Source organism: Undibacterium sp. Jales W-56 (assembly GCF_025548535.1).
GTDB lineage: Bacteria > Pseudomonadota > Gammaproteobacteria > Burkholderiales > Burkholderiaceae_D > Undibacterium.
Map to the genome: position 1 here is coordinate 242,757 of NZ_JAJLQW010000006.1, position 13,828 is coordinate 256,584.

At 51.8% G+C, this 13,828-nt stretch carries 11 protein-coding genes; 6 read left to right on the forward strand and 5 right to left on the reverse strand.

Annotated features, from left to right (window positions below):
- Window positions 1-4: 4 nt before the first annotated feature.
- Entirely contained in the window at window positions 5-1,570 is a 1,566-nt protein-coding gene (locus tag LPB67_RS16660) for an NAD(P)H-hydrate dehydratase (RefSeq protein ID WP_262838415.1), read from the forward strand.
- Between the two features lie 309 nt (window positions 1,571-1,879).
- Here LPB67_RS16660 and LPB67_RS16665 read toward each other — a convergent pair whose 3' ends face one another.
- Window positions 1,880-2,617 (reverse strand): ABC transporter ATP-binding protein, encoded by a 738-nt coding sequence (locus LPB67_RS16665; RefSeq protein ID WP_262838416.1) that lies wholly within the window; start codon window positions 2,615-2,617, stop codon window positions 1,880-1,882.
- Here LPB67_RS16665 and LPB67_RS16670 point away from each other — a divergent pair.
- Together LPB67_RS16670 and mnmH are read left to right on the forward strand one after the other, a co-directional pair.
- Window positions 2,616-3,308 carry an arylesterase gene (locus LPB67_RS16670; protein WP_410482753.1) on the forward strand — a complete coding sequence of 231 codons (693 nt, stop codon included), beginning with the start codon at window positions 2,616-2,618 and terminating at the stop codon, window positions 3,306-3,308. The genes LPB67_RS16665 and LPB67_RS16670 overlap by 2 nt on opposite strands.
- Before the next feature lie 4 nt (window positions 3,309-3,312).
- On the forward strand, window positions 3,313-4,374 hold the full coding sequence (gene mnmH / locus LPB67_RS16675) for a tRNA 2-selenouridine(34) synthase MnmH (RefSeq protein WP_262838417.1): 1,062 nt from the start codon (window positions 3,313-3,315) through the stop codon (window positions 4,372-4,374).
- Between the two features lie 656 nt (window positions 4,375-5,030).
- On the opposite strand, the gene LPB67_RS16680 is transcribed toward mnmH, so the two are convergent.
- From LPB67_RS16680 to LPB67_RS16695, 4 genes are all read right to left on the reverse strand, one after another.
- Window positions 5,031-6,005 (reverse strand): S49 family peptidase, encoded by a 975-nt coding sequence (locus LPB67_RS16680; RefSeq protein WP_410482754.1) that lies wholly within the window; start codon window positions 6,003-6,005, stop codon window positions 5,031-5,033.
- 12 nt (window positions 6,006-6,017) lie between these two features.
- Window positions 6,018-6,383 (reverse strand): Rieske (2Fe-2S) protein, encoded by a 366-nt coding sequence (locus LPB67_RS16685; RefSeq protein ID WP_262838419.1) that lies wholly within the window; start codon window positions 6,381-6,383, stop codon window positions 6,018-6,020.
- 11 nt (window positions 6,384-6,394) lie between these two features.
- Complete coding sequence (locus LPB67_RS16690; RefSeq protein ID WP_262838420.1) at window positions 6,395-7,054, reverse strand: HAD-IIIA family hydrolase; 660 nt, start codon at window positions 7,052-7,054, stop codon at window positions 6,395-6,397.
- Between the two features lie 91 nt (window positions 7,055-7,145).
- Window positions 7,146-8,165 carry an RluA family pseudouridine synthase gene (locus tag LPB67_RS16695; RefSeq protein ID WP_262838421.1) on the reverse strand — a complete coding sequence of 340 codons (1,020 nt, stop codon included), beginning with the start codon at window positions 8,163-8,165 and terminating at the stop codon, window positions 7,146-7,148.
- 670 nt (window positions 8,166-8,835) lie between these two features.
- On the opposite strand from LPB67_RS16695, the gene LPB67_RS16700 reads away from it, so the two are divergent.
- From LPB67_RS16700 to mobA, 3 genes are all read left to right on the forward strand, one after another.
- Window positions 8,836-11,775, forward strand: a complete 2,940-nt coding sequence (locus LPB67_RS16700) for an Rne/Rng family ribonuclease (RefSeq protein ID WP_262838422.1) — start codon at window positions 8,836-8,838, stop codon at window positions 11,773-11,775.
- A 194-nt stretch (window positions 11,776-11,969) separates the two neighbouring features.
- Window positions 11,970-13,097: a GTP 3',8-cyclase MoaA gene (gene moaA / locus LPB67_RS16705; RefSeq protein ID WP_316685255.1), complete on the forward strand. Its 1,128-nt coding sequence runs from the start codon at window positions 11,970-11,972 to the stop codon at window positions 13,095-13,097.
- Between the two features lie 118 nt (window positions 13,098-13,215).
- Window positions 13,216-13,827 carry a molybdenum cofactor guanylyltransferase MobA gene (mobA, locus tag LPB67_RS16710; protein WP_262838423.1) on the forward strand — a complete coding sequence of 204 codons (612 nt, stop codon included), beginning with the start codon at window positions 13,216-13,218 and terminating at the stop codon, window positions 13,825-13,827.
- Window position 13,828 lies beyond the last annotated feature (1 nt).

Consider the following 13,828-nt stretch of genomic DNA (forward strand, 5'->3'; position numbering starts at 1 on the left):
TCCCATGACTTTACCCTTGCCATTTTCGACGAATGCCCTGTATTCCGTCGCAGACATCCGTAACGTCGAACAGGAAGCACTCGCCACCCTGACAACGGGTTCATTGATGCGTGCGGCAGGACAGGCTGCGGCGGTGTTTGCCCGCAGCCTGATTCCCTCCGGTAGCGCCGAAATACTGGTACTCGCCGGTCCCGGCAACAATGGCGGGGATGCGCTGGAGATTGCCTATTTATTCGCCGCCGCGGGAGATCGCGTTTCTGTCATTATTGCCGAGGGAATACAAGCATATTCGGCTGAGGCGAAAGAAAGCCTGCTGAAAGCGCAATCGAGTCAAGTCCATTTTTTTGGCCTCGACTATCTGCAAAAAAACTCAGGCAAGCAATGGACACTGATCATCGACGGACTGTTTGGCATAGGCTTAACCCGCCCGATTAAAGGCAAAGTGGCGCAACTGATTGAGCACATCAATCAATATGCGGCACAATCCGGCATCCCTGTGGTCGCCCTCGATGTGCCCAGTGGATTGAATGCCGACACCGGCCAGGTCGTCGGTACCGACGGTATTGCGATACGCGCCAGCCACACCATCACCTTCATTGCCAACAAACCGGGATTGCATACCGCCGCTGGCAAAGATTACGCGGGACAAGTCAAAGTTGCCGATCTGGCGATTGCGTCGCAGTTATTTCCCGAACCGGTCGCCATCCTCAGCAATGCGGCCGCTGTATTGGCATCCGGCAGCCCCCGTCCGCACAATAGCCACAAGGGCAGCTACGGCGACGTGTTCGTCATTGGCGGCGAAGAAGGCATGGCCGGAGCGCCGATACTGGCGGCGCGCGCGGCCTTGCATGGCGGCGCCGGCCGGGTGTTTGCAGGATTTTTAAGCAGGCCGCCGTCGTTTGATAGCCGCAATCCGGAACTGATGTGTCGCCGGGCGCAAGATGTGCATTTTACCGATACGACGATCGTGATCGGGCCGGGCTTGGGTAATTCCGAACTGGCGAAAAATGTATTGATGAGCAGCCTGACGCAAGCTGCATCGCTGGTCATCGATGCCGACGCCTTAAACCTGATCGCCAGCGATCCGGCACTGCAAAAACTGGTGAACCAACGCGCCCACATCAACGATCAGACCGGCAATCCGGTGCGCACTCTCATGACGCCGCACCCCTTGGAAGCCGCACGCTTGTTAGAAACCACGAGCGGCACCATACAGGCGGACAGGTTGCGCAGTGCGCGCGCGCTGGCAGATAAATTCAATGCGACTATCGTACTCAAAGGTTCCGGCAGCATTATCGCCACCACAGGCGAGACGCTGATCATCAACACCAGCGGCAATCCCGCTTTGGCAACGGCAGGCACTGGCGACGTGCTGGCGGGGCTGTGCGGCGCTTTGCTGGCGCAAGGGATGCCCGTATCGGAAGCTGCCAGCATCGCCGTCTGGCTGCACGGTAAAGCGGCAGATCAATGGGTGGCACGCGGCAGAGGCCCGATCGGCATGACCGCCAGCGAATTGATACCGGCGATACGCGACTGCATCAACCACTATTCAAGACGTCCAGAGCGCTAGCCATTCACACACCCGGTATGCGCATGATGAAAAATAGTATTTAATCCGCAGTATTTATCTATAGGATTTACGCAAAACGACCCGCTGCTTATAACGTTGCAGATCGAAACCGCATGCTGGATGCGGCTTTCAAAGGCATTTCGCGCCAGCAGGCGCACCCGGCATGCGGATTCGTCTGAATATCGAAACGCCGTGTAATCAGTTTCTCTCTTGCCTTTTCTTTGTGTCTTTGTGTCTCTGTGATGAGAGGTCTTGGTTGTTGCGCAAGTCCTAATCTAGAGGTTTAAAAATACTCCCCTATTTCTTAAATCACCTATCCGATTCGAGACGCCCGGCAGTAATCCGTAACGTACGCCCGCAGCGCGCCGCAATCGGCAAATCATGGGTCACCAGGATCAAGGTCGAGCCCCGCTCACGGTTTAAAGCAAACATCAATTGAATCACCGACTCGCCGGTCGCCGCATCCAGGCTGCCGGTTGGCTCATCGGCAAACAGTAACGGCGGTTCCGTCACAAAGGCCCGCGCCAGCGCGACCCGTTGCTGCTCGCCGCCAGACAGATATTTAGGATAGTGGCGCAAGCGGCTGCCCAGACCGACATGCGCCAACATGTCTGTCGCCTTACTCTTGGCCTGGGTATCGCCACGCAACTCCAGGGGCAGCATCACGTTTTCCAAGGCATTCAGGTGCGTCAATAATTGAAACGACTGGAACACAAAACCCAGCCGCTCTTTCCTGAATTGCGCCCTGCCATCTTCATCCAGAGCAAAGATATCGACACCGTCGAGCACCACCTTGCCTTCGCTCGGGGTATCCAATCCGGCCAGAATACCCAGCAAAGTCGACTTGCCCGAACCAGAGGCGCCAACGATGGCAAGCGTCTCCCCCTCTTGCGCGGTAAAATTGATGTCGCGCAAAATACTCAGCGTCCCGGTAGCGTCCGTGACCTGCTTGGATAATTGCTTGACCTCGATTGCCTGACGGCCAGTGGCGCCGATTGGGCTCGCTGCCCCTGTCAATTCACTGCTTAATTCTCTAGGAAGATTCATGCTTTTTTTGGATAAAAAAAATCGGCTGAAATTAATTCATCAGATGTATCGCGACGCATGCTTGAGCATAGCGTTGGCTCTCATGTGCAGCCTTGCACCGGCAATCGCACATGCAGCCAGTCATTCTGCATCAAAAACCGTGCTCGTGCTTGGCGATAGCTTGTCTGCCGAATACGGATTGGCTCGCGGCACCGGCTGGGTCGCCTTGATGGAGCACCGTTTACAGGAAAAGAAGATTATCGCCAGGGTGATTAATGCCAGTATCAGCGGCGAGACCACCAGCGGCGGCAAAGCGCGTTTAGACAAGCTTTTGACGCAATATCAACCGGATGTGGTCATCATAGAACTGGGTGGCAACGATGCGCTGCGCGGCCTGGCGCTGGGCGCTTCGGAAACCAATTTTCGCGATATGGTCGCCATGAGCAATAAGGCCAAGGCCAAAGTGCTGCTGGTCGGCATGCAAATTCCACCGAATTATGGGCGCGATTATACCGAACGGTTTTTTTCACTCTACGGCAAAATTGCCAAAGAAAGTAAAAGCGCGCTGGTCCCCTTTCTGCTGCAAGGGGTAGCCGACCAACCGCAATTATTTCAGCCCGACCGTATCCACCTGATTGCCGACGCACACCCGGCGATGCTGGACAATGTCTGGCCGCATTTACTGCCTTTACTGACATCCAACACGAAATGATTCAATGAAATATCCCGAGCTGCTGAATTTTTCCGACCTGCTGCCGCGTCTGGCGGAATTCGATGCAATTATCGATGTGCGCAGTCCCAGCGAATTCGCCGAGGATCGCATCCCCAATGCCATCAATTGTCCGGTATTAGATGACCAGGAACGCATCCGTATCGGCAGCATGTACAAACAGGTCAATGCGTTCGAGGCAAAAAAAATCGGTGCAGCCCTGGTCGCCAAAAATATCGCGCGCCATATCGAAACGCATTTTCTGGACAAACCAAAAGACTGGAAACCGCTGATCTATTGCTGGCGCGGCGGTAATCGCAGCGGCTCCATGGCACATATTCTGGCGAGGATAGGCTGGCCGGTGGTCCAGCTTGACGGCGGCTATAAAAACTATCGCCAGCATGTCAATCAGCATTTACCGGAAATCGCCGATACCATGTCGTGGCGCGTAATTTGCGGCACCACGGGCAGCGGCAAGAGTCGCCTGCTACAAAGTTTGCAGCGACAAGGTGCGCAAGTGCTGGATCTGGAGCACATCGCATTGCATAAAGGCTCGGTGCTGGGCAGCCTGCCCGATGTACCTCAACCCTCACAAAAATATTTTGAAAGTCAGATCTGGCAAACTCTGCGTCAATTTGACACCCGACGTCCGGTTTATGTTGAGTCAGAGAGCAAGAAAGTTGGTAACCTGCGCGTCCCGGATCGGGTCATCCAGACCATGCGCAACGCACCGTGTATCGCACTGAATTTGGCGATGCCGGACCGGGTCCGATTGCTGATGCAAGAGTATGCGCATTTCGTACAAAACCCGGAGGACTTAAATCGTCAACTTGACTGCCTGGTCAGCCTGCATGGCAAAGAAAAAATCCAGCAATGGAAGCGTTATGCAAACGAGGGGCAGATGACCGAGTTGGTGACGCAATTACTGGCGCAGCATTACGATCCGGTTTACGTCAGATCGATCGATAAAAATTTTGCGCAGTATCCAGCTGCACAATCCATCGACCTGAATGGTATCAGTGATGACGATTTTGAGAGCGTCGCCAAAGCCATGTTAGCCGCAGATTGAAGTAGCTGATTTTTGACTTGTGGCCCGCTTGCCGTGATTCGGCAAGAAAATTATTTCATTCAATCTATTTCAGGACGGCAAAATAATCAGATGGCCAAGCAGCCAGGTTTCGCCATCAAATATTACTCAACTACATGTAGGGATACGATATTCCCATGTAATGGATTGGCGAGAAAGATGCTTGATATAAAACAAGATTTGTCAGTAAAAATCCAGTCTTTTTATAGCTGTGCTTTTTAAAGTTTGTTATACATAAATGCTGCCTGTAAACGTAAAAAACGGTGGCATTGCACCACCGTTTTTTTGCCCTTGTGCTAGCGACATTGTGAGGAATCGGAGAGACCTCGGATCCGTTTTACTCCACGGAGAGATACTACACAAATTGTAAGTGAAACTGCTTCAAATGATACTAGGTGCTACCTGTTTTCACTTCGCACATAACCGGAACGCTAAAGAGAACCGGAACTCAAATTCCATCCGTCTTGGATACAAATTAGTCCTTGTATATCGACCTCCTTCTTTGAACCAGTTACACCCCTAATATAGATCAATGTGAGGTGCAGAAGAAGAAAAATATAACTATCGTTTTTGGATCAGGATTAAAAAAATTAACTAAACAGTTTGTATCTGCCAGTGTTATGCGCGACGGCATTTCATCAATGCACGCCTGGTGCATTGACCTTCGTCATAGCAGAGATTGCACCGTTTCCAATCGATGCACCGAATTTCTTCAGCACACGTTCTGGCAAGCCTTCTTTCTCGGTGTAATCGACAATATCCTCTGCCTCGAGTACATCACGCGCGACGCTGGCAGTGGTACCGAAATCATCGGCCAGTCCCATTTCCACCGCCTTGCTACCGATCCAGAACAAACCAGAGAATGTCTCAGGCGCCTCCTTCAAACGCTTGCCCCGACCTTGACGTACGACATCAATAAATTGCTGGTGAATTTCATTCAGCATCTCTTGTGAAAATGCTTTTTGTTTGGCGGTTTGCGGTGAAAACGGGTCCATGAAACCCTTATTCTCACCCGCCGTCATCAGCCGGCGCTCAACACCCACCTTATCCATCAATCCAGTGAAACCAAAACCATCCATCAGGACGCCGATAGAGCCGACAATGCTGGCTTTATTCACGAAAATCTTGTCTGCCGCCGCCGCGATGTAATAACCGCCGGAGGCACACATTTCATCGACCACGACATACAATTTTTTCTGCGGATATTGTTTGCGCAAGCGCAGAATTTCATCATTAATCATGCCTGCCTGCACCGGACTTCCGCCAGGACTATTAATACGCAGAATCACTCCGACTGAACCAGAATCTGCGAAGGCCCGATTCAATGCAGGAATAATAGAGTGTGCGCTGGCATTCCCATCAGATTCAATCGTGCCATTGATGTCAATCAGCGCAGTATGACGCCCCGGATTTTCCATTTCGCTAGCACGATAATCACTGAAAAGATAAAAACTGAAAAGAATCAGGACCAGAAACAGCAGTTTAAAAAAGATGCCCCAACGACGCCGCAAGCGCTGCTCTTTGAGCGATTCAGTCGCGAGTTTTTCGAGTAATTCGCGCTCCCAGCCTGGAGTGGAGGCGGTAGCATCTGGAGTCATTGGATTATTCATCATACGATTTAAATATTAAGCGACGACAGGCGTGACGTAGTCATCAGGGTGCCAGACAATCTGGCCATCTTTTTCAGTAATTTCGATTTTGCGCAACCGTGCACCACGGCAAGGTCCGCCCGTGCAATAACCATTTTCCGGTTTGTAAATAGCACCATGGGTTGAACACATGATGTACAAGCCGCTGGATTCAAAAAATTCGCCGGGATTCCAGTCCAGCTCAATCGGCACATGAGCGCAACGATTCAAGTAGGCGTGTGCGGTGCCGTCAAAACGTACGACAAAACCTGTCGCATCCTCATGACCGGCGGTGACCGGAAAACGAATTCCTTTGCCACCTTCAATCAATTCAGAGGAGTCGCAAATTTTGATGTCAGACATGCGACATCTCCTCAGGCATGCTGATTCAGCCAGGCGTGCAATTCTGCGACTGTCCTGGCTGAATAAAGTGGCTGATGCGATTGCAAGGTAGCAGCATCGTGCGCGCCGTATTCAACGGCAATTGCCGCGGCGCCGGCATTGCTCGCCATTTGCAGATCGTGCGTCGTATCGCCTATCATCAAGGTCCGTTCCATATCCTGACCCAATTCCCTGACCAGTTCTTGCAACATCGCTGGATGGGGCTTCGAGAAGGTTTCGTCTGAACAACGGGTCGCGTCGAATACCGACAACAATTTAGCCGTATGCAGAGCCCGGCTTAATCCAACCCGGCTTTTGCCGGTTGCCACCGCTAAAAAATAACCCTCTTGCGATAACTCAGCCAGCATTTCTCTTACGCCCGGGAATAAGGGCAACTCATGATCCCGCGCCAGATAATGATGACGATATCGCTCCACCATACGCGGATAATATTTCGGATCGATATCTGGCAATGCTGCCTGCATTGCATCCGCCAGCGATAAACCGATGACATAGGCAGCCGCTTTTTCATCCGGAACCGGTAAACCAAGATCTTTTGCCGCCGCCTGTATACATTGCACGATGGTCGCCGTGCTATCCATCAATGTGCCGTCCCAATCAAACACAATAAAATCAAATTGCTTTTTTGCCATATTCTTTCTTCACCGCAAACTTCACGCCGCCAGCATCTCAAATAATCGAAGTTACTATTTTACCCTTAATAAAGCATTAAGTTTTTACCTGCTAGGCCAGGCTTTTTAAGAATGCCAGACAATCAGCAGGCAATTCCGCATTGAGTGTCATCTCCTGACCAGTTTCGGGATGAGTAAAGGTAATTTGATGTGCATGCAAAAACATTCTCTTCAGAACACCGCGTCGCTCTGTCGGCTTGAGCAAAGCACGATTCAGCGCAAAATCCCCGTATTTATCATCCCCCGCGATCGCAAATCCGCTGGACGACAAATGCACCCGAATCTGGTGCGTACGACCGGTTTTCAGTTCCGCTTCAAGCAAGGCGAATTCCTGGAATGTCTTCTTCAATGAGAAAACCGTATGGGATGCCATGCCATCGGCCTGCACCCGTACGCGCCGCTCGCCATCGGCTGTAGTGTATTTATGCAATGGCAACTTCACGTGTTGACGGGCATTCTTCCAATCCCCATGAACCAAGGTGAGGTAACGCTTGTCGGTCAGGCCGTCACGCATCTGTTCATGCAGATTGGTTAAGGCAGTTCGTTTCTTCGCCAGCAACAGAACACCGGAGGTCTCTCTATCCAAGCGGTGCACAAGCTCCAGAAATTTTGCATCCGGCCTAGAAGCGCGTAGCTGCTCAATGACACCGTAGCTCACCCCAGACCCACCATGGACGGCGACTCCAGCAGGTTTATCGATAACCAACAGGTATTTGTCTTCAAATAAAATGTCGAATTCAGCTCCGGGCACGACCTGGGCCGAGGTTTCCGCGATGCGAATCGGCGGTATACGAACTACATCACCCTCTTTCAGACGATACAGTTGATCAATGCGGCCTTTGTTTACCCGCACTTCACCAGAGCGTAAAATCCGGTAAACATGACTTTTTGGCACGCCTTTACATATACGTATCAAGTAGTTATCAATGCGCTGGCCGGCATCCTCTTCTGCAATGGTAACGAGCTGAACCTGGGGCTGCACTTGTGATGAAGCGTGAGAAGGATGGCTGGAAGCGCTGTTTTGCCCCTGTTTTTCAGGTGGCTTCCTATTATTTATCGCTAAGTCCTTCATTTTGAATATATAATCGTTTTCGCTCAGGCTTTAGGCTTAAGCAGGTGTATGAATAAACGCGTATTCTACACAGGGGCATGTTCATCGGCCTCGCCAATTTGCAAATTCGATGGAAAAGATGTGTATGCACATCATTATGCTGGTCAGGGTTGCAACCAATTGTGGCAATCGGACCTGGCCTGATGATTTGGATCAGAAAGTTTGAATAGTAAGGATCAGTCCGGCAAGAGACGCCTGTATATTTATTACATACGTGCTTGCAGGTTGATGGTTTTGACCAGTGTGATCGATTTCGCCAAATACAATTAATCAAAGATGGTTTGGCACTCATCAAGTTGCTCATCGCCTGGCGTTGTATTCGTGTTTTGCACAAAAACACGAATCAGGCAACGCGGGGGACATGTGCACTCGATCCACAGTTAAAATCATCCGCGCCTGGTGCGCAACAGAGGTAAGCCAGCGACGATGCTCAGAGGGCGGCAATCATTTCTGCCACCCACTTGCAGATGTATTTGTTGAATATGTCGCGATGATTTTTATTCTGTTATGCCAGAGGCATTCCCGCCCCATCAAACTCTCCGTTCTCGCATACATCCCAATGTACGCAAGTTGTTACCTCACCCAGTTGAAGTAACAACACAAGATGACCAAAAGGTCACGGAGTAGAACCATGAAACGCATGCTGTTTAATGCGACGCAGCAAGAAGAATTGCGCGTTGCCATTGTCAATGGGCAAAAACTCATCGACATCGATATCGAAACCGCCGGACGTGAATTACGCAAGTCCAATATCTACAAAGGCGTCATCACCCGCATCGAACCTTCCCTAGAAGCCTGTTTCGTCAATTACGGCGAAGAACGCCATGGCTTTTTACCTTTTAAAGAAGTCGCCCGCGGTTACTTTAAAGAAGGTATCGACGTCCGCAGCGCCTCCATCAAAGATGCCCTGCGCGAAGGCCAGGAAATCATGGTGCAGGTCGAAAAAGAAGAGCGCGGCAATAAAGGTGCAGCCCTGACCTCGTTCATTTCTCTGGCAGGACGCTACCTGGTCCTGATGCCGAACAATCCGCGTGGCGGCGGCGTCTCTCGCCGGGTTGAAGGCGAAGATCGTCAGGAACTGCGCGAAACCATGGATAAGCTGGATCTGCCAGGCGGCATGTCCGTGATTGCCCGTACCGCGGGTATTGGCCGCAACGTCGATGAATTGCAATGGGATTTAAATTACCTGATGCAACTCTGGCGTGCGATTGAAGGTGCAGGCAAGTCTTCTGTCGGCGCTTTCCTGATCTATCAAGAATCTTCCCTGGTGATCCGTGCGATCCGCGATTATTTCCAACCGGATATCGGCGAAATCCTGATCGACACCGACGAAATCTACGAACAAGCTCAGCAATTCATGAGCCATGTGATGCCGGACATGGTGCACCGCGTGAAACGTTATAGCGACGACGTGCCATTGTTCTCGCGTTTCCAGATCGAACACCAGATCGAAACGGCATATAGCCGGACTGTGCCATTGCCATCCGGCGGCGCGATCGTGATCGATCACACCGAAGCCTTGGTCTCTGTCGACGTCAACTCGGCGCGTTCAACGCGCGGTGGCGATATCGAAACCACTGCTTTCAATACCAACTGCGAAGCGGCAGAAGAAGTAGCGCGTCAATTGCGCCTGCGCGATCTGGGTGGTTTGATCGTGATCGATTTTATCGACATGGAAAATGCCAAGAACCAGCGTGAAGTCGAAACTCGTCTGAAGGACGCCCTGCGTTATGACCGCGCCCGCGTCCAGATGGGCAAGATCTCGCGCTTCGGCCTGATGGAATTATCCCGCCAGCGCCTGCGCCCTTCCTTGTCCGAAGGCAGCCATGTCACCTGCCCGCGCTGTAACGGCACCGGTCACATCCGCGACACCGAATCCTCTGCATTGCAAGTCCTGCGTATCATCCAGGAAGAAGCAATGAAAGAAAACTCAGCCGCGATCCACGTGCAGGTACCGGTCGATGTTGCCGCCTTCCTGCTGAATGAAAAACGCGGCGAAATCCTGAAGATAGAAACACGTCATCGTGTAACCGTCATCCTGATTCCGAATACGCATCTGGAAACCCCGCATTACAAGCTTGAGCGCCTGAAACATGACGATCCCCGTCTGGAAGATCATCACGCCAGTTACGCAATGGCGGAACAGGCAGACACTGACATTGGCTATAGCAAGCGTCAGAAGGAAGATGTCAAGCCGCGCCAGGAAGCCATGGTGAAAAGTATCACGCCGGATACCGCACCTATCGTGGAGCGCAAGGAAGTACCGGCGGCAGCGCCCGTCTTGATTGCTCCGACCAAGCCAGCCTCAGAAGGTTTCTTCAGCAAATTGTTCAATCTGTTCCGTTCAAAACCGGCAGAGGCAATCACTGAAGTCCCGGTAGTTGCTGAAAAACCGCAGAGCCGTGAACGCTCAGAGCGTGACCGGAGCGGTCGCAATCAGCGCAATCGCAACCGCAGTGGCCGTGCACGCGAGGAACGTGAAGATCGTCCGGTTACTAATCGTGCCGACAAGGACGAATCTGTAAAACCGGTGAATCAGGAACCAGCTCCACGCCCGCCGAAACAAGTGCGCCCACCTCGTGAAGAGCGTGATCCGCAAGAGCCTAAACCAGAGACTCGCCGCGATCGTCAACAGCGTCAGCGCGAAGAACGCAAAGACACTAGTCAGGGCGAGGCAAAATCCGTTGATGCCAATCTGAACCAGGTCAATCTGGCGGCAAACGCGTCATCGGTCGACTTGACAAGCGAGACCACCGAGAATGTAAAAACCTTCGCGCCAAATGCAGTCGATGGCGAGAATGCAGAGCAAGGTGAAGCTCGCCGCCGCCGCCGCCGTGGCGGTCGCAATCGCAATCGTCGCGATCGTGAAGCCGGTGACAACACGGAGAACGCTGAAACAGCGGTCGGCAATGATTTCGTTTCACACGAAGAAGCGCCAATCATGCCAGTCAGTGCAGTAGCAGAAACAGTCGCTGACAGTTTTGCACCGGCTCATACTGCAACAATCGAGGCAGCACCATTGCCAGTCAGCGCATTGCCTGCAACTCCGCTTGAAGCACCTGTGACGCCAGCTGTTTTTGCTGAGCCGGTAGTTAGCGCTCCAGCGCAAAATGCTATCGCAGAGCAGGCGACGCCAGCACCGGCAACTGCACCAGTTCAGGCACACCTTGATCTGACTCCAGCACCAGCTGCAATCAATGTTGTAAACGAAGTAGTGGCTCCGGCTATTGCTCCAGTAAGCGCTACAGCAACTGCACCGGCAATCGAGATAACTGCAGTAACTGCGACACCAGCAGTTGAACCAGTCGCTGCAGTTATCGCTCCAGTGGCAGCACCAGCAGCACCGATAGTTACATCGAAACCAGTAGAAACTGTTGTGATGCCGGTAGAAAATTTGAATGTCATGCTGCAACAAGCAGGTTTGGTATTAGCCAGTACCGACCCTGAAAAACTGCGCGCAGCGCAAGCATCGGCTGCAACTACGGCAATAGCGCCGCGCGTACCACGTGAACGCAAGCCTGTGGCACCCGTTGCCAGCGAACCACTGGTGTTGATTGAAACCAAGAAATAAGCAAAAATAAGCGAGTAAGCTGATCCACAAACAGGTTGGTGCATCAGCAGCGACCAGCAGCATAATGCGACCCGGCGACAGCAATGTTGCCGGGTTATTTTTTTGCACCACCTTTTGTGTAAACCATTAATTGCGTCTCGTGGTATCTTTTCAGTCTATGCACTACTTTGCGACACTTACTTTGTCTGAATTTCATGTCTGAAAAATTTATTCCCCTGACGGATTATCGGCAACGCGAGCAACAGTTGATGGTTCCCAGCCGCTTAGTGGAACCTGACGGGCAACTGTTGGATAGCTTGCAACGACCGTTGCACGATCTGCGCATCTCGGTGACGGATCGCTGCAACTTCCGCTGCGTCTACTGCATGCCCAAAGAAGTATTCGATAAAGACTACCGTTTTCTGCCGCAAACCTCCCTGCTCAGCTTTGAAGAAATTACCCGGATAGCACGAATTTTCATTGCCCACGGCGTGGGCAAAATTCGACTGACCGGAGGCGAACCGCTATTACGCAAAAACATTGAAAAACTGATCGAGATGCTGAGCAATCTCAGAACTGCAAATGGCGACAATATCGATCTGACCCTGACGACCAATGGCTCCTTGCTGGCGCGTAAAGCGCAAAGCCTGAAAGATGCCGGACTGTCGCGAGTCACGGTGTCGCTTGACTCCATGAACGATGCCACATTCAAGCAAATGAATGATGTCGATTTTCCCGTGTCGGACGTACTGGACGGTATTGATGCTGCGCATCGCGCCGGGCTGGGTCCGATCAAGGTCAACATGGTGGTCAAGGCTGGCTTGAACGATGGCGAAATCATCCCGATGGCGCGCTATTTTAAAGGCACGCCCCACATCCTGAGATACATTGAATATATGGATGTCGGCGCCTCAAATGGCTGGCAACTGAATGAAGTGATTCCGTCGGCAGAACTTATAAAAAAATTGAACCAAGCCGGATTGTCGCTATTGCCGGTACAAGCGAACTACGCTGGCGAGACAGCGGAACGCTGGCGTTATGCGGATGGCAGCGGAGAAATAGGCGTGATCTCCAGCGTGACCCAGACCTTTTGTCATGAATGCAGCCGCGCCCGCTTATCTACCGAAGGAAAACTATACACTTGCCTGTTCGCCACTCATGGACACGACTTAAGATCTTTGTTGCGAGATGAACACAATGCCTATTCCGATCTGGCTATTGCGAATGTGCTTGCGCAATTATGGCGGCAACGATCGGATCGTTACTCAGAATTACGCAGTCAACAAACCGAAGAACTGATGAGCAGCAGAAAGAAAATTGAGATGTCGTATATCGGCGGCTAATGAATGAATCGAAGGCTTCGCAGCACAACAAATAGACTGCGACCAATAACATAACAATTGATCGACATCCGGGTTGCTTCAGGCATCCCATTTTACGAACTCGGGTACTTAAGAAAAAATGACTGGCATAGACAAACAACTCATTACCGGATTACTGCTCGCAGGAGGTCGCGGTACCCGCATGGGAACCGTAGACAAAGGCCTGCAGGTATTTCGTGGCGCGCCGATGGCGATGCATGCGCTGTTACGATTGTCACCGCAAGTTGGGGAAATCATCGTTAATGCGAACCAGCATCTGGCCGCCTATGAAGCCTTTGGCGCACCGGTCTGGCCGGATGAAATTGACGGCTTTGCCGGTCCGCTCGCAGGCTTGCAAACCGGTTTAAATCATTGTGAAACACCGTATCTAGTCAGCGTCCCCTGCGACTCTCCATTTTTGCCAATCGACCTGGTCGAACGCCTGTCAAACGCCTTATTGGCGGAAGACGCCGATCTGGCCGTTGCCGTCACGATAGAATCGAATGGGGAGACCATGGCAAAACAATCGCATCCGGTATTTTCACTGATGAAGTCCTCACTGCTGCCCCACCTGAGCGATTTCCTGCATCTGGGCGGACGTAAAGTCGACGCCTGGTATGCCTCATTAAAAGTAGTGGAAGTCGTATTTGACGACGTCGCCGCCTTCCGCAACATCAATACCCTGCAAGATTTACGACAATTCGAAATTTAAA